Genomic DNA, 21,700 nt, shown 5'->3' with positions numbered 1-21,700 from the left:
TCATTGCGATTATTGTCCATAGATGATGAGCGTAATAATTGCTGTTACTGCACCGAGAACAGGCGTTATCAGTCGTTTCGTATAAAGATAGCTGAATGATAATATGAGCTGGATGATAAATAGTATAACGACAACTTCTAGGTCGACGGCATAGCTAAACAGCAAGGCGGATAATAGACTACTGATGACACCGGCAAGTATAGGGTGCATGTAACGTGTCATATTATCCTGCAGGAGTGCACGCATGAATAGTTCATGTAATGGAACGGCAACAATCAATGTGATGATGAGCTGCCATTTATAGTACACACCCATTGCTACAAGCTCACGCAGTAGTGCAGTAAATGATAATGCGAAATTCAGCTGTAGCAGGATATGATATATCAAGACGATAATAACGCTCGTTATCAGTCCCGCACCGATTGACGTCATCAGTCGTTTCGATGTGATATTACGCTCATAGAAGATATAGCCAAGCGATGAAAAGAGCAAAAGGCCGGTATAGACATGCCAGAAGACCTGTGCTTCATCACGTAACAAAAAGAGTACCACATGCATGAAAGCATAAATCGCAAATAGTACAACAAGCGCGTGGTCAATTTTTTTCACGGCTATGCCTCGTGAATAATCTTATAGCGTTTATGGTTGATTACAGTTCTTTCTGGTATTTCAAGCTTTTCAAAGTTTTCCATGTACGTACAGTCAACGATTACAGAATTTTCATTGATTTTTTCGACCACACCTTGCAGTCCGTCATGAAATTCAATGATATCTCCAATTTTAGCAACAGTCATAGTCATCCTCCTCAAAAAAGTACTAATGAACATTATACTAGAAAAGCATGCTGATGAGTATCTTTTTATATCAATTTCTGAAGTTTCTTCTGACAGGATTTGCGATATGCTTTCAGTGAAGAGGTGCTCAAGTTCATCAGCTGTGCAATTTCTTTTTGTTTATAGCCTTCTAGTGTCAGCATGAGCCAAGTATATTCATTAGGTTTAAGTTGCTCTAAAAAGGCCTGGTATTCTACTAGAGATTCATCCATATAGGTGAAGGATTCTATTGCTTCCATCGGTGCATAACGATCCAGTTCTCGTTTCAATTTGCGAATTTCATCGATAAAGCAGAAGTTCAGCTTCGTAAAGATATACTGCTGCATATCAGGCGTTTTCGTAGGATCGTACGTATGATAAATATTCCATAATCGGATTGTGGCGAGCTGATACATATCGTCATACATATATTGCAGGCGATACTTGTGGATCAAATAATGGATGATGCGTTCGTTATCTTGTAGCAGCTGTTCAAATGACATTGAAGATTCCTATTCTCAACATCTAGATATTGTTGTGATTTCCGGATAGCTTTATGTTAAAGAAAGAAATGATAAATAGGTAATTAACAAACGCACAAAATCTGTTGAAATGTTAAAGATTTTGTTAATTTTTCGTTTAAAATGCTTAAAAATCATCCAAAAAAAAGAAGATTTTGTATAATTATGTTGTAAAACAAATAAGGAGTGCTGTTATGGAGCTGCCAATATCTATACATACAATGTATCTCTATCAATATGGAGAAGTTGAAGGTCGGACAGAGTTAAGACGTTTTAATGAACAGACGATTATCATGGACAGGCCTGCAGATCAACTGCTCGATGAAACCCTTGTGCTCTTAGGGAGTTCGCTTAAAACACGCAAATCATCTGCAAGGGTTCTGATGCGTACGAAAAAGTATATTCCGATTATGATGGAGGCGCATTTGAACTGGGCATTTTTTCAGGTTCATCAGAATAAGCAGCATTATAAAGCGTATATTAATCAGAAATATGTAACATACATAGAGGGGAGCGATGAATATACAGATATTACATTTCTAGACGGCGCGAAACTGCGTCTGCCACAGAAGGTGAAACATGTTCAGAAACAATATGAAAAGTGTATCTGTCTTGTCGATACACAGTATAAAATAATAAAACGACAATCATTGTATGATTGTCGTTAATGATGCCATAGGAATTTCTGTATCACTTTTTCGATGATATCAGGAATTTCTTCACTCACACTCTTGATATGTATGCGTTCTGAAAGCTGATGAGGATCCTTACCGAAGGCACCAATATTGATGACAGGTGCACTTAGTGCCTGCATATCGGCAAACGGTATGCTATAGTTACGACCGTATCCAGGTGTCTGATTCATATAGAAATCCGCATCTTTCATGCTTGCCTGATAGTTCGCATAGCTTAGATCTGAAATGCCATTGAAATAATGAATCTTTCTAAGCTTACGATGGTAGCATTTATCCATCTGCTTTATCGCGTATTTCGATATCTGTGTAACGAGCTTATCCTCACTTGAATTTACTGCCGGATAATAGGGTGGTGCAAAGTAGATGACGACAGTATAATCATTATGATGATGGGATGACAGTAAACCTTGAACAATCTGTTCAGTAATTTCCTGGTCAGTCTCAGCAGTAATCAATTGTTCGATATCGACATCATCTTGCTTTAGCAAATCGTGATAGGTGATGACGTTAATGTTCGGCATATCAGGCATGATGTGGGACAGGTCACGTTTAATTTCACTTACAGTACGGCGGACGATATGTTCAAACTGACTGAGCACACTTTCAGCCGTCTTTCTGAAGATAAACACATTATAATAAGCAGATGAGATAAACGGTGTCTGAACATTATAATCCTGCTTTAAGTCATGCATCTTTAAGGAAACAGGTAGCGGGGTCGTCTCTTTCTTATAATGTTCAGTGAATGCCGCATTGTATTCAATCTCCTGATTGATGCGACTGATAATATAGTTAGAACTGAGTCCTTTTAGGGGTTCACCTACATGTGTCTCCTTACCGTAGACCATCACACCAGGCATCAGCTTGCCAATGGAACCTGTATAGATATAATGTGTTTCATCGCCAGGAAGCTGGCTGAATGAAGGCTCAGAATTCGTAATCAGCTTAACATCCAGCTGCAAGGACTGAACCCATTCATTTAAGAATGTAGTTGCAGCTTTCATACCAGATGATCCAACTTCTTCGTCCGGAACAGAAACGAGGATGATATTGACCGGCCAGGCCTCTAATGTCGCTTTTTCTAATATACTCATCTGCATCATCAATCCAGACTTCATATCCATCACACCGCGACCGAACAAATAGTGGTCAGAATGCACATCTCTTTCAACATCTTCATCAAATAGCGCCTGTCCTTTGAATGCTTCGATTAACGCATCACTGTCGAAAGCGTATGCCGCTAACTGCCCGTAGTCCTGCACATCCACTGTATCGTAATGACTCATCATAATAATGGTGCGATCCGTATCATAGCTCCGATATAGCGCACAAATAGCATTCTTATGATCTGATGTTTCTACAAGCTGAATATGAGATTCCGTATGCTTAAAGTAGTCGAGCTGTTCCAGCTGCTGCTTTAAGAAGAATGGGAAACGCTGTTCTCCTTCGCTGTTTGTCACACTGTCATTCTTTACAAGTCGTTTCAATAATTCAATTCTAGCTTCCGGTGTCTGCCATAATGTGTTCATAAAAAACTCCTTAAATAAGAATTGTGAGCGTCTCTGTTGCTGTCACTTACTCTTATTATACGCATAAAAAAGAATAAAAAAATAGCAATAGAACTAAAGCTACTTTTTTAGTTCTATTACTGGTGATGTGAGCTGTTTCACTTTACGATGGCTGAAGAAGTAGACGAGAAAGATTGTCGTGAGCACCATAAACGTCAATATAGAGAAAATATGGTCATTAAAGTAGTGGTTGAGGTTCTTCGCACGGAAGATACCGACGAATAATCCGTGCAGTAAATAGATGAACATCGTCCTCGAACCGATATAAGTCAATCTGAGCTCTCTGTTCGGCACAATATTCAAGAAACTTACCGTACTGATCAATATGATCACGTACACTGCTGCGCGTTTAAGGCCACTATATATATCTGGTGTATGTGTTTCCAGTGATGCATAAGGTTTACTACCGAACAGCCAGCTGAAATCAATCTTAAAACACATATAGAAGATAAAGACAAAAAGCAATGTAATTATGGAGAATAACACATAGCGCTTATCTCTGACATGTTTAAAGTGTTCAGGCTGAGCATAATAACCGATAAGAAATAACGGCAGGAATACAAGCGTTCTGGACAGGCTTAACGTGTTGTTGATAAAGTCAAAGTAACCTGCTGCGATACCAATGAAGAACGTTATAGGCAGCACGATCTGAGGCTTAATGTCTTTAATAAAGAACAATATCAGCTGCCATGAAAATAAGCTCATCAAGAACCACATCGCCCATTGTGGATCGAAAGGGTTTAATTTAATCGTCGACACATCATCGATGACATAATAATAAACAGCATAGAAAGTCTGAAAGATGATGTAAGGGACCAGCAGTTTCTTTGTGACCTTCTTAATATAGCCAGGTTTATGAATACCTTTAGCAAAGTAACCGGAAATGAGAACGAATGCAGGCATATGAAAGCTATAGATAAACATATAAAGTGCATATAAGAACGGACTCTCATCAATGTATGAACGTAATAAATGACCAAATACAACGAGAATGATGAGGTAAAGCCGCGCATTATCGAAATAGAACTCTCTTTGTTTTGTCATGGTTTACTCCTTTCAAATGATATAGTTTGCAACGATATCTTATATTGGAATAGATTATACATTTCGTTTCTAACCAATAACTACTATAGCCGTTATTCGTTCCTTTTAATCATTAAATTGCAGGACCACAAGAATTGCGTATTCTTGCTGTTCTTTTTATTGTGCGATAAAGGAATACAGCATAAAACCCGAATGATACAGAAAACACTGTATCATTCGGGCCTTGGATTGTTGCTTGTAAGCTTGAAGATTAGTATTCATGGATGACATAGTTCACTGCATCTAAACCTAATGTCTTGTACATGCTAGCGATAATCGCTGCATTCTTCGCTGCCCAGTTAATATCAGTTGCATATTGATGGGTTGCAGGATTTGCTGGATTCCACCTCATCTGATGTAATGTACGCTGACCATGATCGATATAAGCACTTCTGACATACTTTGCACCGCCGACAATCGCTTTAGACGGATTATCCCATCCTTGTGCTTTAGCATATTTAATGCCGCCGACTTCTGGGTTGTTATCATCAGCCTTTGCACCGTACATATTAAAGTACTTCGTGCCTTTTGAAGTAGTCGCAGTATTCGTGCTGTTGATACTAAGTCCATTTGCTAGCCTGCTTGAACCATGACCCGTCTCTAATATCGCATGGGCAATCAGGTAGACTTCATTGATGTTGAATTGCTGTGCTGCTTTAGCGAATGCTCGGCCTTGTCCGGCAAGTGCACCTTTACCGACAAGCAGCTTGTCTAATGTCTTTGCGTTGATGCCTTCTGATTTACCAAGGTCCAGGAACTGATATTTCATTACAGGGTCTGTTAGTTTATCTTGCGTACGCATTGCCTTTGTAACTTCAGCAGCTGTAGCGTTGCGTACATTGTATGCGCTCTTAGACGTACTGAACACAACTTTAGGTGCGCTGCCTGCATGAACTTTAGCAAGGTTCATCTGCTTTTTGACTGCAGCAGATAATGTTGTCGGTGATTTCAGCTTCGTAATGTTCTGCGTGAATAAGTCACTGGATGATACATAACCGATCTTGTTGTTATTATAGATGACCTTATGCCATAACGTACGGCCGACCTTATCCGTGCGAATCACTTGCAGTGTACCCCCTTTAACAGCAGACAGTTTATCGGTACGCTGTTTGTTCGCACCACTTGGAATATTATAGATATAGCTGGTCGGTTTCTTCACTGTATGTGCGGACTTTGTCCAGCTGACCGTAGCGGTCGGTACCGTCTTGATAAACTTGCTGCTGATCCATCCAAGTACCTTATTATTATCTGCTACCTTATAGTACGGTTCGTTGTTGCGTTTCGCAGTTTCGTTTACATAGACTTGAGTATCAACAAGCTTTGTAACAGGTTTGATTGTTTTGAGATCTTTATAGATCAGCACTTGTTTCGGTGCTGTACGACCAATCAGTTTCACCGGTTTAGACTTTGTGATGACAGGGGTTCTGTCTACTGAAATTTCATGCTGTTTCAGCCAGCCACTAATATTATTTAATGTACCATAAACATAGACAGACTGATTCACCGTCATTTTCTTAGAAGGTGTAAATGATTTGCCGATGAAGGGTTTCAACTGCTTTACAACTTGTTTCATCGTACCATCTGGCATGCTGTATAACGAAGTTGCTTTGCTGTTTATTTTATATTTACCATTCATCTTAACTTCTGAAGAACGGCTTGAGACTACAGCGTCACTTGCTTTCACCCAGCCACGCGGGATCTTTAGCTCATCTGTTAATGCATAGTAGGTTGCTCCGTTATACGTTGCTTTCTTATTCACATAATACGTACGGTTCGCCTTATCTGATGCATTAACACCTGACTTCTGATCAACTGAGGCGTAGATCTTAGAAGTTGGAAGTTTAACTTTAGCAACCATCTGAGCTGCAGACACCTTGATCGGCTGTGGTGCAGGCTTAACAACCGGTTTAGGGGCGTTCAGTGTCAGTTCGTTAAAGTTAATCCATCCTGTTAAATTGTTCACCGTACCGAAGTAGTAGTTCGTCTTTCCGACAGTGACTTTCTTTGTAGGTGTAAACTTCTTGCCGACATGTGATTTTAAGTTTGTAACAATTTGACTCGCTGTACCCCAAGGCGTCTTGTAGAGACTCGTTGCTTGGTTGTTAACGTTAAAGTTGCCCGTAACCGCCGTTTCAGCACTGCGATTCACTGCAGTCGTATCATTTGCTTTTACCCAGCCACGTGGCGTTTTCGTTTCGTCTGTAAGCGCATAGTACGTATTGCCGTTTAATGTCGCTTTCTTATTCACATAGTAAGTGTTGCCGGCCTTTTGACCCGCACTCACACCCGTTGCACTGTCAACAGAAGCATAGACTTTCGCCTTCGTGCTGTTGACGCGCGCCATCATCTGAGCGCTTGAAGTTGTTACTGTGCCCTTAACCGTCTCAGCAGGCTTTGGTGGCGTCGGTTGCACTGTAACCGGAGGCGTAGGTTTCGTACCATTTAACTTATAGTTATATTTCTCCTGTACAAGACTATAGAACTCATTGAAGGTATAGTTGTTTTCAGCGAACCAGCCAACGGGATCTGAGTGATCCGTACCGCCGAGATAGTTTGAAACGGCCTGGTGTGACCATACGGTACCTTTACCGTCGTTATGTGCATTATCAACCGGTAACTTATAGTAGATGAGATTCGTCGCCAAGTAATCTGCTAAGTTATTAACAGACTTACTGAAACGATCTTTCCCGTATACACGCACGAGCTCAACATTAATATTACGAGAATTCGATACACCGCCAGCTCCCCATGATAAGTAATCTGTATTCGCTGTCTCGATAATGTTATTATCATCAACGAAAGCGTGAACAAATGCGTTATTAATATTACGCGACATATATGAAATCTCGCCTTCAATCGTTGAATTCGGATTGGCGGTTTCATGAGCGACGATTCCTTCAGGCTTCGCAACACCATTACGATAGGCAATCTGTGGTGCATCCTTGAAATAACGTGTTTCATATTGAGGAACTTGATAATTATTATATTTGATATATTCATTTACTGACATGTTTGAAGGACTTTGAGCCTTTAACGTTCTGACATTTGATTTATTGTTTAAAGTACGTGCCTTGATGGACTTTGGTGCTTGCGCCTGTATGTTACTTTGTGTTGCTGAAGTCTTAAGTGTTGAAGCAGCTGTCTTAGGCGCTGTCGACTGTGTAGTAGTGTTCACAGATTTTAGAGCAGGTGCAGTCTTATTGGCTGTAGCAGCCGTTTGAGGTGCAGTCGATTGCGTAGTAGCGTTCACAGATTTTAAAGCGGTAGCCGTCTTATTGGCTGCAGCAGTCGTTTGAGGTGCAGTCGACTGCGTAGTAGCGTTCACAGATTTTAGAGCGGGTGCTGCCTGCTCTACAGTCGGTGTCGTGGGTGTAACTGAAGTGTTCACTTTAGCAACGGTCGCTCTTTGTTTCTCAGCTGTCGTATCTGCTTGAACAGCAGGTGCTTTATCTGCAGATGAAGGTGACGGAGTGGCAGTCGTCTTAGGCGCCGTTGTAGACGAAGGCGTTGTCGCAGTCGATTTAGATGTTGAAGTTGTCGCAGCTTTACCTGCTTGAGACAAGCTGTATTGAGATTTTACATCTACAGTCGCCGTCTGAGTCTTCACTGGAACAGCTTGTGCTGGTGTTGGCTGCTGTGCAGGCGATGTCGCAGTCTCTTGTACAGTCTTTGTTGCTGTTGTAGGTGTGATATCAGTCTGTGTTTTTTCAGGTGTTACTTGTGTTTGTTCAGCTGCATGCGCCACCGTTGTTCCTCCAGCAAGCATCATTAACAGTGCAGCAGGTGTTTTGTAGTAAAATTTATTATCCATGTAAGTTTCCTTTCTAATATGAACTTATTAACAATGTAATTATATACTGTCAGAAAATTTTAGTATATAAGCTTAATGATTTGTAATAATCCCTTAACATTTGCAACACCAATCTTGATGATACGGCCCTGGTCATTATCACTATATATATCGAGTAAAGAACTAAAGTTGTACATAATAAAAAGGACTTATACCGTGTATAAGTCCTAATCGTCTAAAGCGCTTCTAATCTGATGATTGCTGTGTATTGCCAGAAGAGCTTCATCGTATTAATATTCCAGTGATTCATACCCATCGCAAAGCCGGAAGGTTTGAAGATCTGAACATCAGAAACTTCAAGCGCAGCTGCGATTAAATACTGATAATGCACATCAATTGATTTAAAGTTCTCACTTAAGTGTCCGTCATCAAATACGAAATCCAGTGGCACATCATAATCGAATATATTAAGCTGCTCAAAGATTTCAGGAATTCCTACAATATAGCAGGCGCCATCCATGAGCGGATTTTCGCTGGCATCTCCATAATAGATGAGTAATGCTTCATAGTTCTGACGGTGATAATCGTTCACGTAAAAGAAATCTTTACGCAAATTCTCTCTGTCTTTGTTCTCGATCATGATTGTTTCTAATCGATCAAAAACTTTATCAATATGCTGATACTTCTCATAAGTTTTGCGTGTCATAGGGGCCTCCCTTAATAAATATTCGTATCTATCTGTTCTTCTATAGTTGCTTCACTATTAAGATTGTTTTCTGGCACTACAGTTTCTGTAGTGTTATCTAGCTCCGGTGAAGGAGATTCACTGCTGTCTGTAGTATCATTAAACTCTGGTGAAGGGGCTTCACTGCTGTCTATAGTGTTATCTAGCTCCGGTGAAGGAGATTCACTGCTGTTTGTAGTATCATCAAACTCTGGTGAAGGGGATTCGCTGCTGTCGTTAGTATTTTCATAAGCATCTCGAACTTCTTCTCTGTCCAGCTCCATCAAAGGAATGAGATCATTATAAAGCGTACGTACCTGGTAGTCCAGCAGGTCATCTTCTTCAGTCATCTTAAGCTCAAGGTCTTCATGCAGTAGTTTAGAAATATCATAGACGTCTTCCATTACTGGATTATAATAATAAACACCGTTATACATATAATCCGTGCCTTGAAGCTGACGTTGTGTGAACTTTACATCATTTGAAGCATAATACTGTGCCATCGCACTGATATCATTAAACGTTAAGTTATGCTTTGCATTGTTACCAAGAATCTCTATCAGATCGTCCAGCTTGCTGATTGAACCTGAATCTTTCGCTTTCTTAGCCAGTGCAACAATCATCTCCATCTGACGTTTACCACGCCCAAGATCGGTGTCTACACTTCTGCTTCTGGCAAGGGCTAAAGCTTCATTACCATTTAGAAGCCGGCGACCTTTCTCTATCTTAATTCTGCCTTTGTCATTCTTCGTCGGTTCGTCGATATCAAACGGCACATCGAACGTAATACCACCAAGTTCATCCACAATGTCAACGAACGCCTGCATGTTCACTCTTACATAGTAATCTACTGGTACATTGAACTTCTGCTCCACAGCATGTGCTGAACTTTTAGGACCACCTTCAGCGTGCGCATGCGTAATCTTATCATACATCTTAACAGATGGAATGTAACTTAGTGTATCACGCGGTATACCAATCAGGCGGACTTGTTTGTCATCACGGTTAAATGTCGCGAGAATCATAGAGTCAGTACGTGCCTCGCTTATCTTCTGACCATTGTCGCGGCGCTCAGGACTGTCATCGATACCGAGGAACAGGATAGAGAAATTATCTACGGAAGGATTAACGGTCTTATCACGCAGTTGAGACTTTTCGTATGCTTTATTATAGGATGTATCGATTGCCGTTTTTGTTGAATGATATAGATAAGCACCATAAGCGACAGGGACTGCAATCAGGCTGAGTGACAATAGTATAAGCATCCATTTAAATATTCTATTCATTGTTACACTTCCTATTTTCAAATTAATAAACGATTTAATTATAAAGGCATAGAAGAGCATTTACAACTTTAGTTTATTTTAAAGTAATTGACGTCTTATTATGTTATATATCCCATCTTCAGAGAACTGAACGACTGTTGCATAGCCACCTTGTTTAAGATGTTGTCGCAACTGTGCATCATGAATAAGGGTAAGCATAGCTTCTCCGAATAACTGCGTGTTAAAGCAATCTACTACCATCGCATTATCTTCATTGAGTAATGCTTTCGGTCCGATAGGTGCATTAAAGCTCACCACGTTACAACCTGCTTGCATGGCCTCAAGAATCACCATACCAAATCCTTCAGAACGAGAGGGCACTGCTACAATCATACTTCTACTATATATAGATGCAACATCCTGTGTCATGGGGTGAATGGAGATAATATCGTCGAGATGATAATGAGTGATCATGTCATGTAATTGACTCTGTTCATGGCCCTCACCGTATATATTTACTTTAAAGTCATATTCACGTAATGAAGGCGCGATATGATAGATACTCTCTATAAACAGATCGAATCCTTTCTCGTGTTCTAAACGCCCAAGACTTGAGATGATCGGTTGTTCATCTCGATGATAAGTAGTTTCTGGGATAATATTCGGCAATGTAAACACGTTCGGATGAAATGATGAATAGATATTACGATCTTCATCCGTTAACGTTGTAATGTAATCTAAGTTAGAATATGTAGATTTTATTAAAGACTGTAAACGTTCTGGATGTGCATTAAAGTGCATATGCTCCATACCGATAGTGGTTGTACGGCTATACTGTGCAATTAATATATTATACGTTGCACGTGTTCCGACAAGAAAGTCAGTATCAACATGCTGGATAGCCTGTATGATCTTACGTTCAATATATGATGAGAACTGATTTAAACCGGGTTCATCAGGCTGAATCACTTTTGGCTTCAGCAATGGTGTGAATGTATGAATTCTGTTCATAATCATTGGCACAATGTTTAATTTATTACTATAATCAATAATACATTCAACATTTATATTTTCGTGAATCGGATAAGCAGGCGAAGTTTTACTTTTAAATACAGATAACAGTGTTACATCGTGACCTCGTGTACTTAATGTATTTGCAAGATTAATGATGGCTCTCGTTGTTCCGCCGATATAATATATATTGTGAACTAAAAATGTAAATGATTGCATGATAAACTCCTGACTGAGGTGTAGTATGAGAACATTAATCAAAGCGAGCTATATAACCCTATTAAAACTGTTAGATCGATTCATTGTTACCAGGCCGAGACCAAATCATATCGTAATAACAATGACATTTACAGAAGATCTATTACCGATAATAACGCAACTCGCTTCACAAAAAATCGATATTTCTCTATTATATCATCCGAAGTATAACGATGTTGTAAAGAAACAATTAAATTATCATAACATTAATGCGATTCCATTAAATAATAAATATGTATTTCAGCATATCAAGGCGGTGAAACGTGCGAAAGTTATACTTATCGATACGTACTATTTAATGTTCGGCGCTATTACAAAGCATAGAGATCAAGAAGTCATTCAAATATGGCATGCATCCAGTGCATTGAAACGATTCGGACTTGAAGATCGTTCTGTAGACGTATCAAACACCAAGATGGTCCAGCAGTATAAAGATGTATATGACTTTACAGATAGTTATGTCGTTGCGGGTGATCATATGATAGAAGTATTTAAACAATCATTGAATGCATCCGATAAGAACTTTATTAAAACCGGACTACCAAGACTTGAATATTCAACTGCATCACAAAGTGAAGCCGATACAGTACTATTTGTTCCGACATACCGAGATTACACGTTGAAGGAAAGCGATAAACTTAAGCATGAACACGTGAAAAACCTACGCATCCGTGCACACCCTTCAGACCATAATTATGAGACGGATACCGAGATTTCGCAATTAACTTTAGATGCGTGCTTGAATCTTGCAGATATTATTATTACAGATTATAGTTCACTCGCGATAGAAGCACTGTATAAAGGAAAGCGTGTCATGCTATATGTGCCGGATGAAGCGGAATATGAAGCTTCACGCGGATTAAATCAGTACTACTATGCATTGCCACAAGAAATAAAAGCATATACAGTTGAAGCATTACAGCAGAAGCTAACGCATATTGAACGCATCGATACAGATGGATGGACAAACTATCAGACGCAGCATGCAACACAAGATATCATTCAGTATATAAAGGAGCGATTACAGTGATAACGGTCATTATACCTGTATATAACGCGGAAACTACAATAACGCGTGCGCTTGATTCTGCGAGAGCAGCAGATCACATTATCTGTGTGGATGATGGCTCTACCGATAAAAGTCGCGAGCAGATTAAATCATGGCAACATCAAAATAGCAAACAAGTCATCTATATACATCAAGACAATCAAGGCGCGGCTAAAGCACGAAATAAAGGAATCATCGCAGCGACCTCAGATTACGTGATGTTTTTAGATAGTGATGATTCACTTGCTGAAGGCGTGATTGAGCATTTTAAACAACTGATACAGACACAACCAGCACACGATGTTTATGTAGGACACATACAGCATATGAAATCAAACAAATTAATTCCAATTAAAAGCCACACCTACACGTCAGGATCGACAACGTTATCTCGATCACCGGAATTGATGCAGTCAATCGGACCAGGAGCAAAGTTATACCGTAGAGATATATTATCACAGTTTGATGAGGATATTACATTCTGTGAGGAACATGCCTTTAATATTAAATGCCTGATGAATCGTGTCTTTGTAACGGATAAAGTTGTTTATTATTATCACATATCCACAGGATCCATCACTCAAAGCTATCAAAACGGCTCTGAATATATTAAAGATGCTATAAAAGCACGTCAACGTGTCTTTGATCTACTGGCAACCTCACAAAATTCACAGGAGCTTATGCAATACTATAGCTATAGAATGGACGAATTGATTGTCAGTTATTTAATCAAACACGTTTTGCGTGTTGAGCATGATGAAAAGTTTATCGATGATGTAATTCGCTATATCGAAGAGATGAGAACAAACACTTACAACAATCAGAGCCTAAATCAAATCGTGCTCTTTGTAACACTGTATGGTAATAAATCGGAGCGACAACAGCTCGAACACTATATCAAAGCACATCACCTTAAATTGAAGAACTATATTTTACATCACCCTGTTAAAGGACAATTGTTTATATTAAAAACAAGAATAAAGGACAAAATAAAGCAGCTGCGTAATTAATGCAGCTGCTTTATTTTCCATATAATTCTTCTTTAATTTGTGTTGTAGATATTCCTTCGGTTCTTTTAAGATAAATCACTTCACAATGGTCTTTTAAAAAGTCAAATTCACCTTCCCAATCATGACCCATAATGAAAGTATCGACGTGGTATTTCTCAACATCAGATATTTTTTGTTCCCAGTCATTTTCAGGAATTACTAAATCAACGTATCTAATAGATTCTAACATCATTTTACGTTGTTCGTAATCATAATAAGATTTCTTGTTTTTTAATTTATTGAATTCATCGGTAGAAAGTGCAACAATTAAGTATTCTCCCATTTCTTTAGCTCTTCTTAATAATTCGATATGACCATAATGTAATAAATCATATGTTCCGTATGTAATGATTCTTTTCAAGTTCATTACCTCCATAAACTATGTATATTTGTTAAATTTATGTTAATATATTATTGAGAATTTGTAAATGTATATTGAATATAATTCAATCAATTGAAAGAGGGACAGTATGAAATCACAGTTAAAAAAGAAAGTAAGTAATTTCAAGAACAACAAAGGTAAGTTTATATATGTAAATTCTAGAAGAAATAAACCAATCAAAAAAAATTCTTATTTCTTTGAAGCTGTTCATGGAGATACGGTTAATGGACATATATTTTATTTGATTAAAGAAGTAGCAAATAGAAGTGCTAACGCAATAATCAATGTATCTTTAAGAGATACTGATAACATTGAAAGTTTTATTCCAATTAATTTATTGAACAGAATAAATTTTGTAAGTCATTTATCTCATGAATACTATGAATGTCTTGCAACTTCTGAATATTTAATAAATGATACAACATTTTATCCATTCTTTAACAAAAGACCAGAACAAAAATATTTTATAGTTTGGCATGGGACACCTTTAAAATATATGGGTAAAGATTTGCCAAACTTAATGAGTATATCTAATGTGCAACGAAATTTTTATATGGCGGATAAAATTTATGTGAATAATAAAAAAACTATGGATATTTTAGCAAGAACGCATCATCTAAATAATGTATATAATGGAAAATTCGTAGTTGGACCATCTCCTAGAAATAGCATACTTTTTGATCTAAATAAAAGAGAAGAAATAAAAGAGAAATTTAATTTACAAGGTAAAAGAGTAATTGTTTACATGCCAACATGGCGCGGTAAAATTGGTAAAGTATCAAAAAATAATGAAATAATGAAAACGATTACTCATTTAGAACAACATCTAGAGGATGATATCGTATTATTTGTAAAGTTACACCCGTTTGATAAAACTATTATTCCAGATGAATTTACTAAAGTTAAGCCATATCCAAACTCTGTAGAGAGTTATGAATTTTTAACTTGTACTGATGCATTAATTACTGATTACTCATCTATTATGTATGATTACTTAAATTTAAAGAAACCTATAATACTGTATACATATGATTTCGAAGAATACTTAGATAATAGAGGCGTTTATGACAATATAAATGAGTATCCTTTTATTAATGTGGATAATATCGACGATCTGACAAAAAATATGAATTCAGTCGATCATTTAGATAGTAAGGTTGATTATTCTAAGATGATTGAAGAGTTTAATAAGTTCGATTATATAGATGGCACGAAAGATATTTTGGAAAATATGATAAACGGAACGGTTAGTGAAAGTATACAAGAACATAATTTACATAACGGAAAAGAAACAGTGCTAATCGTTAGTGGTGGGTTTTGGAATAATGGAATAACTACGGCTTTAATTAATACATTAGAGAACGTTGATACCGATGAAAAAAATTATATTTGTTTTTTTGAAAAAGAAAAAGTGAAAAAAGAGCATTATTTTCGATTATTGAGTTTACCTGAAAATGTCCACTTCTATCCAATCACTGGTGAAATTAACGGAAATTTTACAGATAGATTGCTCTTAAAACAATATTTATGGAATGAAAAATTTTCTCCTAAGAATATTGAAAAACAATTATCGAGAATATATCGTGAAGAGTTTTCGAGATTATTTGGAGATTTAAAAGTTGATTGGTTTATTCACTATACAGGCTTTGAAAGAAAAAGTGCAGAAATGATGAGACATATAGATTGTAAAAAGGCCATCTGGGTTCATACAGATATGTTTGCTGAATTTGAAGCTAAAAGAAATTTTAGTAAAAAAATAATTTTTGGTGCTTATAAAAAAGCCGACAGAATAGTTTTAGTACACAGAAATTTAAAGGAAAATCTCACAAAAAATATTAAAGGAATATCAGATAAGATTGTCACTGTAAATAATTTCCTCGGTGAAAAACGTACTAGAAATCTAGCAGAAGAAAATGTACTAGCTAGTTTAGCCAAAGTAAAGGTTGATTATAGTTTTAATGATAATATTGGATTAAATCTCGTTAATAGTGATGATAAAATTGTTGAGAAAAAAGCACAAAATGTGTATAAAGAGCAAGTTGAACTTACAAAATTTATTGATGATTCTGTATCATTATTTATAAACAAAAATAATTTAAAAAATAAATTGAATGATGATCAGAAAAATAAATTATTATCATCTTTAAATAATTCTGTTTCACAGACATTTAAAAATTTACTCTTAGAAGAAGAGCTTAGTGAAAAGTTCCCAAATTTATTTAAGTCTAATTTCTCGCTTATTCAAGATTATATGAATAATACTGATTCTTATATAGACAATTATTCTGTCGCTCTTTATAACGAATTTAGAGTTTCTAAAACGAAGATGCTAGAAGCGATACTTAATCCAAATATTACTGTCTATATGAATATTGGTAGATATGACTATCAAAAAGGGCATGATAAATTGATAAAGGCATTTGAAGAGACTTATAAGGAGAATAGTAATATATTTTTAATACTTATATGTCCACATGGCCCATTAAAAAGAGAAACAATTGGATGGGTTAGAGAATCAATTGCTAAAGAAAATATTGTTATACTAGGTGGAATAAGTAATCCGTATCCTCTGTTAGGTTTAGTAGACGCTTTCGTATTATCATCTAATTATGAAGGATTAGGATTAGTTGTCTATGAAGCGCTAGCTTTAAATCGTGCTGTTATTACAGTCAATTTAAAAGAAACGATTGAATACTTAGAAGAAGGAAATGCAATTATTGTAGATAATAGTGTCGAAGGTTTAATTAAAGGGTTTGAAACTCATTTGAATAATGATATAACGTTTAAACCATTTAACTTTGAAAAATATAGAATTAAATCGATCAAGGAATTTAATAACGTAATCAATTGAGGAGAATTTAAAATGAAAAAAATTACTAAAGCTATTATCCCAGCTGCTGGGTTGGGAACAAGATTTTTACCAGCAACAAAAGCAATGCCAAAAGAAATGTTACCTATTCTTGATAAACCAACAATTCAATATATTGTTGAAGAAGCTGTGAAAGCTGGTATTACAGATATTATTATTGTTACTGGTAAACATAAAAGAGCGATTGAAGATCATTTTGACAGCCAAAAAGAATTAGAATGGAACTTAGAAAAAAGTGGTAAGACCGAATTATTAGAAAAAGTACAATTTTCTACTAATTTAGCTAATATCTTTTATGTAAGACAAAATGAGCAAAAAGGCTTAGGGCATGCTATTTGGACGGCTCGTCAGTTTATAGGTAATGAGCCTTTTGCTGTTCTATTAGGTGATGATATTGTTGAATCTGATACACCTGCTATAAAGCAATTAATGGATAAATATGATGAAACTGAAAAATCAGTAATTGGTGTGCAAACTGTTCCTAAGGAAGAGACATATCGATATGGAATAGTTGAATCAAGAAATAGTAACGGGCGATTACATGAAGTAGATAGATTTATTGAAAAACCTGCTTTGGGTACGACTGAGTCACAACTTGCAATAATGGGTCGCTATGTTTTATCTCCTGAAATATTTGATTTACTAGAGAATCAAACAGAAGGTGCAGGGGGAGAAATTCAACTAACAGATGCCATAGATAAACTTAATAACGTCGACAAAGTCTATGCGTATGACTTTGATGGAACAAGATATGATGTTGGAGAGAAATTTGGATTTATTCAAACGACTATTGAATTTGCTTTAAAAGACAAAGATTTAGAAGGGAAATTAAGAGAATACTTAAAATCTATTTTGAAATAAATAGTACTTTCTTAAATATGAGATTTTCAAAATAGATGAAAAATAAAACCAGTAGTAAGCGATATTTTATTGCAAACTACTGGTTTTTAATAGGAATTTAAATATTTTTTTGTATTTATTTTTAAAGGTAGGGTGGGCATGAAGAAAATATTATTTATATTAATAGGGCTTTTAATTATTATAACGACGTCATATATTGTTGTTACAGAAAAAAGCAATAAACCGCTAGTTATTGCGCATAGAGGAGCAAGTGGATATGCACCAGAACATACATTTAAAGCATATGATATAGCTGTAGAAAACAAAAATGTCGACTACTTAGAATTAGACTTGCATTTAACAAAAGATAATTACTTAGTTTCAATACACGATGACACTGTTGATCGTACTACAGATGGACATGGTAAAGTTAATGATTTGACAATAAAAGAGATAAAGCAGTTAGAGGCGGGGAGCTGGTTTGATAAAAAATATAAAAATGAAAAAGTACCCACATTAAATGAGGTTTTGGATAGGTACGGTAATAAAACTAAATATTATATAGAAATTAAAGACATAGGTAAGAAGAAATTAATAGATGAGTTTCTTTATCAACTGAAGTTAAATGGATTTCTTTCAGAAGACGCTATAGATGCAGAAAAAGTTATCATTCAAACATTTTCATCAGAAGATTTAAAATATATAAAAGAAAGAAATCATCATATAAAGCTTGTACAACTTGTGAATAAGGGTTTCTTAACAAATTGTACAGATGATGATTTGCAAGAAATAAAAAATATGCTGATGTAATAGGACCTGACTTTAGAGAATTGACCTATAATAATGTTAAAAAGCTACATGAAAATAATCTTGAAGTACATGCATATACAATAAATAATAAAAGTGATAAAGAGTTCGCTAAAAGTGTTAATGTAGATGGCTATTTCACAAATTTTCCAGATTAATATTATTTAATAACGTTCAATGATGAATATAAAATCAAAAAGAGAAACATTTTTCATGTTTCTCTTTTTGATTCTTTCATTTTCAAGTATTTTATTACCAAATTGAAGTAAAGATTTAAAATAATAACATTTATAAAAAGCTGATATATTTCAAGAAAAATAAAACATCATCTTTAGGAGTAATTTGTACTTTTGATTCTAAAAATGAATATATTTTTATTATATTCCTTAATAAGCGAACTCATTTGTTTGCTCTTCAATTGCTTGTGTTTCAATTGTTTGGGTTTCAATAGTAGGGTATTCATAAGTTTCACTTTCTAAAGGTTGCGCTTCTAAGCCCAAGTTCTCTAGATACGTATTCTGTATGTGATGCTTTTCCTCTAGATTTGGAATAAAGTACCATAGATTGTCGTTAAGAAATTGACCGTAGCCTGTTAATTGAAATCTTTCGACCGTATTTAATGATTCTGAATAATTGCTGATTAAAGTTTTCAGGTCATCAAATGTCACATCTGTTACGACGTTTCCTTCTATCGTTTTTAATAATGAATCAATTTTAGATACAGAACTCATACTAATCAGTTTATCTGCCAGCGCCTGAATCACTAATTGCTGGCGTTCTTGTCTTCCGAAATCTCCGCCTGCGCCTACTTGCTTCCTGCTTCTAATGAAAGATAGTGCTTCTTTCCCATTAAGGTGCGTCAGTTCACCTTGTACGAAATCATGACCTTCATAGCTGAAGGTTGCATTACTTACTACGTCGATTCCTCCGACTGTATCGATCATTTCTTCTATGCCATCCATATTGATCGTGGCGTAGTAGTCAATTGGGACATTCATTAATTTTTCCACAGATTCTACTGCCATCTTAGCACCGCCATGGTTATATGCGCGATTAATCTTTTCGTGTGTATTATGCCCGGCAATTTCACTGTATGTATCTCGAGGTATCGATACCATTACGCTTGTATTTTTCGTTGGGTTGATACTTATGATGATGATCGTATCTGAGCGTCCTGCGTCTCCTGTCGCGAGTCTTGTTGTATTAGAGTCAACTCCGAACAGTGCGATTGAAATAGCATCATGATCTTTGATTGATACTTGTTCCTTGCGTAGGTCGGACTTTTCTCGGCTGATATTTGTATGGATTACTTTAGCAGTTTTCTCTACCTTTGTGTTTAATGTTTGATAAGCAACTGCTGCAGTTGCAAGTAATCCTATTAAGATGATGATGAGTGTGATTATCCATATTCTTTTCTTCATAAGTCGCTCCTGTCATGTTGGTGATATCTTGTAATATATTAACATAAAATTAAATTCGTTGATATTAAATTTTTTTCTTTTACATTATGTTTACAATCAACATATTATATTAAAAAAGTATATAAATGAGCTGTTTATTAACTCAATATTAATAATTTATAATCAGCGTAAAACTACTATGAAGATTTGTTTAATTCTCACTTTTCCGTATTTTCTTAAGCTATACTACCCATGAAGTAGATAAAAAATATTACTTAATTAAATATGAGTTTTCTTGAGAAAAGGATGGATTCATTTGAAACTTACAACAATCGGTCTAGGGTACATCGGATTACCAACATCAATTATGTTTGCGAAACATGGGGTTGATGTTGTTGGGGTTGATATTAAACAAGAAGCTGTAGATAAATTAAATAACGGCCAGATTCATATAGAAGAACCTGGGTTACAAGAAGCATTGGAGGAAGTGCTGGCCTCGGGTAAGTTCAAAGCTTCGACGATACCAGAGCAGGCAGATGCTTATATTATTGCGGTACCGACACCAAATAACAGCGATGAACATAAATCATGTGATATCTCGATCGTGATGTGTGGTGTTGAAAGTATCGTCCCATTACTTAAGAAGGGGGATATAGTAATCGTTGAGTCGACGATTGCACCGCGTACCATGGATGACCATGTGAAGCCTTATCTCGAGTCTGAAGGATTTATAATTGGTGAAGATATCTATCTTGTCCATTGTCCGGAACGTGTATTGCCGGGTAAGATCATGCATGAATTAGTATATAACAATCGCATTATCGGCGGAATCACCCCTGCTTGTGTTGAAGCGGGTAAGCGTGTATATGGGACCTTCGTTAAAGGTGAAATGATTGAGACGCAGGCGAAGACAGCTGAGATGTCGAAATTAATGGAGAACACATATCGTGATGTAAATATCGCGCTAGCGAATGAACTCGCTAAAATCTGTAACGATTTAGAGATTAATGTTAATGATGTGATTGAGATGGCAAATAAACATCCTCGAGTTAATTTACATAAACCAGGTCCTGGTGTCGGTGGTCACTGTTTAGCGGTTGATCCATATTTCATTATCGCAGAGGCCCCTGAGCAAGCGCTGTTGATCAAACTTGCACGTGACATCAATGTGTCTATGCCTGAATATGTTGTACACCGTACGAAGGACATCTTATCTAGGCTCGGTGGCAACAAAGTCACTGTATTTGGTTTGACATATAAAGGGGATGTGGATGATATTCGTGAATCCCCTGCATTTGATATTTATGAAATGTTAACTGCATCTCAATATGAAGTTGTCGCATATGATCCTCATGTGAAGCAGGAGTTTGTTGAAAAAGATATGGAAACAGCGGTTAAAGACAGCGATTTAGTATTGATATTGAGTGATCATTCTGAATTTAAGCAGCTCACTGATGGTGATTTTGATGGAATGAGAAATAAATATATTCTTGATACTAAGAACGTTGTTAAGACTAAGGATGAATTTAAAGAAGTTAAATACTATAACTTCGGGAATTTATACAATTTATAACTACAACA

19 protein-coding genes are annotated in these 21,700 nt (G+C 36.3%); 8 read left to right on the top strand and 11 right to left on the bottom strand.

Going from position 1 to position 21,700, the window contains the following annotated elements; genetic code table 11:
* Positions 1-9: 9 nt before the first annotated feature.
* The 3 genes from QNJ52_RS01780 to QNJ52_RS01770 form a co-directional block, all read right to left on the bottom strand.
* Complete coding sequence (locus QNJ52_RS01780) at positions 10-609, bottom strand: CPBP family glutamic-type intramembrane protease (protein WP_283721727.1); 600 nt, start codon at positions 607-609, stop codon at positions 10-12.
* Positions 610-611: 2 nt separating this feature from the next.
* A complete protein-coding gene (locus tag QNJ52_RS01775; protein WP_041635862.1) occupies positions 612-794 on the bottom strand; it encodes a YkvS family protein in 183 nt (60 codons plus the stop codon).
* A 65-nt stretch (positions 795-859) separates the two neighbouring features.
* Positions 860-1,315 (bottom strand): sigma-70 family RNA polymerase sigma factor, encoded by a 456-nt coding sequence (locus QNJ52_RS01770; RefSeq protein ID WP_219494323.1) that lies wholly within the window; start codon positions 1,313-1,315, stop codon positions 860-862.
* 212 nt (positions 1,316-1,527) lie between these two features.
* Here QNJ52_RS01770 and QNJ52_RS01765 point away from each other — a divergent pair, with 212 nt between their 5' ends.
* Positions 1,528-2,001, top strand: a complete 474-nt coding sequence (locus tag QNJ52_RS01765; protein ID WP_283721726.1) for a competence protein ComK — start codon at positions 1,528-1,530, stop codon at positions 1,999-2,001.
* Here the strand turns inward: QNJ52_RS01765 and QNJ52_RS01760 are convergent.
* The 6 genes from QNJ52_RS01760 to QNJ52_RS01735 form a co-directional block, all read right to left on the bottom strand.
* Positions 1,998-3,554 (bottom strand): M20/M25/M40 family metallo-hydrolase, encoded by a 1,557-nt coding sequence (locus tag QNJ52_RS01760; protein ID WP_283721725.1) that lies wholly within the window; start codon positions 3,552-3,554, stop codon positions 1,998-2,000. The two genes, QNJ52_RS01765 and QNJ52_RS01760, sit on opposite strands and share 4 nt — an antisense overlap.
* Positions 3,555-3,653: 99 nt before the next feature.
* Positions 3,654-4,637 (bottom strand): acyltransferase family protein, encoded by a 984-nt coding sequence (locus tag QNJ52_RS01755; protein ID WP_283721724.1) that lies wholly within the window; start codon positions 4,635-4,637, stop codon positions 3,654-3,656.
* A gap of 250 nt (positions 4,638-4,887) precedes the next feature.
* Complete coding sequence (locus tag QNJ52_RS01750; protein WP_283721723.1) at positions 4,888-8,487, bottom strand: GW dipeptide domain-containing protein; 3,600 nt, start codon at positions 8,485-8,487, stop codon at positions 4,888-4,890.
* Between the two features lie 214 nt (positions 8,488-8,701).
* The gene (locus QNJ52_RS01745) at positions 8,702-9,172 is read right to left on the bottom strand and encodes a DUF2538 family protein (protein ID WP_133421645.1); all 471 of its coding nucleotides are present in this window, start codon (positions 9,170-9,172) and stop codon (positions 8,702-8,704) included.
* 11 nt (positions 9,173-9,183) lie between these two features.
* Positions 9,184-10,476 (bottom strand): LCP family protein, encoded by a 1,293-nt coding sequence (locus QNJ52_RS01740; RefSeq protein ID WP_283721722.1) that lies wholly within the window; start codon positions 10,474-10,476, stop codon positions 9,184-9,186.
* 78 nt (positions 10,477-10,554) lie between these two features.
* Complete coding sequence (locus QNJ52_RS01735) at positions 10,555-11,685, bottom strand: glycosyltransferase (RefSeq protein ID WP_283721721.1); 1,131 nt, start codon at positions 11,683-11,685, stop codon at positions 10,555-10,557.
* 25 nt (positions 11,686-11,710) lie between these two features.
* Here QNJ52_RS01735 and QNJ52_RS01730 point away from each other — a divergent pair, with 25 nt between their 5' ends.
* Positions 11,711-12,754 (top strand): CDP-glycerol glycerophosphotransferase family protein, encoded by a 1,044-nt coding sequence (locus QNJ52_RS01730; protein WP_283721720.1) that lies wholly within the window; start codon positions 11,711-11,713, stop codon positions 12,752-12,754.
* Positions 12,685-13,782 (top strand): glycosyltransferase family 2 protein, encoded by a 1,098-nt coding sequence (locus QNJ52_RS01725; protein WP_283721719.1) that lies wholly within the window; start codon positions 12,685-12,687, stop codon positions 13,780-13,782. The genes QNJ52_RS01730 and QNJ52_RS01725 overlap by 70 nt, the downstream gene beginning before the upstream one ends.
* 10 nt (positions 13,783-13,792) lie before the next feature.
* On the opposite strand, the gene tagD is transcribed toward QNJ52_RS01725, so the two are convergent.
* A complete protein-coding gene (gene tagD / locus QNJ52_RS01720; protein ID WP_101044191.1) occupies positions 13,793-14,182 on the bottom strand; it encodes a glycerol-3-phosphate cytidylyltransferase in 390 nt (129 codons plus the stop codon).
* Positions 14,183-14,291: 109 nt separating this feature from the next.
* On the opposite strand from tagD, the gene QNJ52_RS01715 reads away from it, so the two are divergent.
* The 4 genes from QNJ52_RS01715 to QNJ52_RS11550 all read left to right on the top strand — a co-directional run bounded on the left by QNJ52_RS01715 (position 14,292) and on the right by QNJ52_RS11550 (position 18,877).
* Positions 14,292-17,054 (top strand): CDP-glycerol glycerophosphotransferase family protein, encoded by a 2,763-nt coding sequence (locus QNJ52_RS01715; RefSeq protein ID WP_283721718.1) that lies wholly within the window; start codon positions 14,292-14,294, stop codon positions 17,052-17,054.
* Positions 17,055-17,066: 12 nt separating this feature from the next.
* Positions 17,067-17,933 carry a UTP--glucose-1-phosphate uridylyltransferase GalU gene (gene galU, locus QNJ52_RS01710; protein WP_283721717.1) on the top strand — a complete coding sequence of 289 codons (867 nt, stop codon included), beginning with the start codon at positions 17,067-17,069 and terminating at the stop codon, positions 17,931-17,933.
* Between the two features lie 138 nt (positions 17,934-18,071).
* Positions 18,072-18,722 (top strand): glycerophosphodiester phosphodiesterase family protein, encoded by a 651-nt coding sequence (locus QNJ52_RS01705; protein ID WP_283721716.1) that lies wholly within the window; start codon positions 18,072-18,074, stop codon positions 18,720-18,722.
* The gene (locus QNJ52_RS11550; RefSeq protein ID WP_481817288.1) at positions 18,722-18,877 is read left to right on the top strand and encodes a glycerophosphodiester phosphodiesterase family protein; all 156 of its coding nucleotides are present in this window, start codon (positions 18,722-18,724) and stop codon (positions 18,875-18,877) included. The genes QNJ52_RS01705 and QNJ52_RS11550 overlap by 1 nt, the downstream gene beginning before the upstream one ends.
* Before the next feature lie 228 nt (positions 18,878-19,105).
* On the opposite strand, the gene QNJ52_RS01700 is transcribed toward QNJ52_RS11550, so the two are convergent.
* Complete coding sequence (locus QNJ52_RS01700; protein ID WP_283721715.1) at positions 19,106-20,140, bottom strand: LCP family glycopolymer transferase; 1,035 nt, start codon at positions 20,138-20,140, stop codon at positions 19,106-19,108.
* A 295-nt stretch (positions 20,141-20,435) separates the two neighbouring features.
* Between QNJ52_RS01700 and QNJ52_RS01695 the strand changes: the two genes are divergently transcribed.
* Entirely contained in the window at positions 20,436-21,692 is a 1,257-nt protein-coding gene (locus tag QNJ52_RS01695) for a nucleotide sugar dehydrogenase (RefSeq protein WP_283721714.1), read from the top strand.
* Positions 21,693-21,700 lie beyond the last annotated feature (8 nt).

The sequence above is a fragment of the Macrococcus sp. S115 genome, assembly GCF_030067655.1.
GTDB lineage: Bacteria > Bacillota > Bacilli > Staphylococcales > Staphylococcaceae > Macrococcoides > Macrococcoides psychrotolerans.
This window is presented reverse-complemented; position numbering and strand designations above follow the sequence as displayed.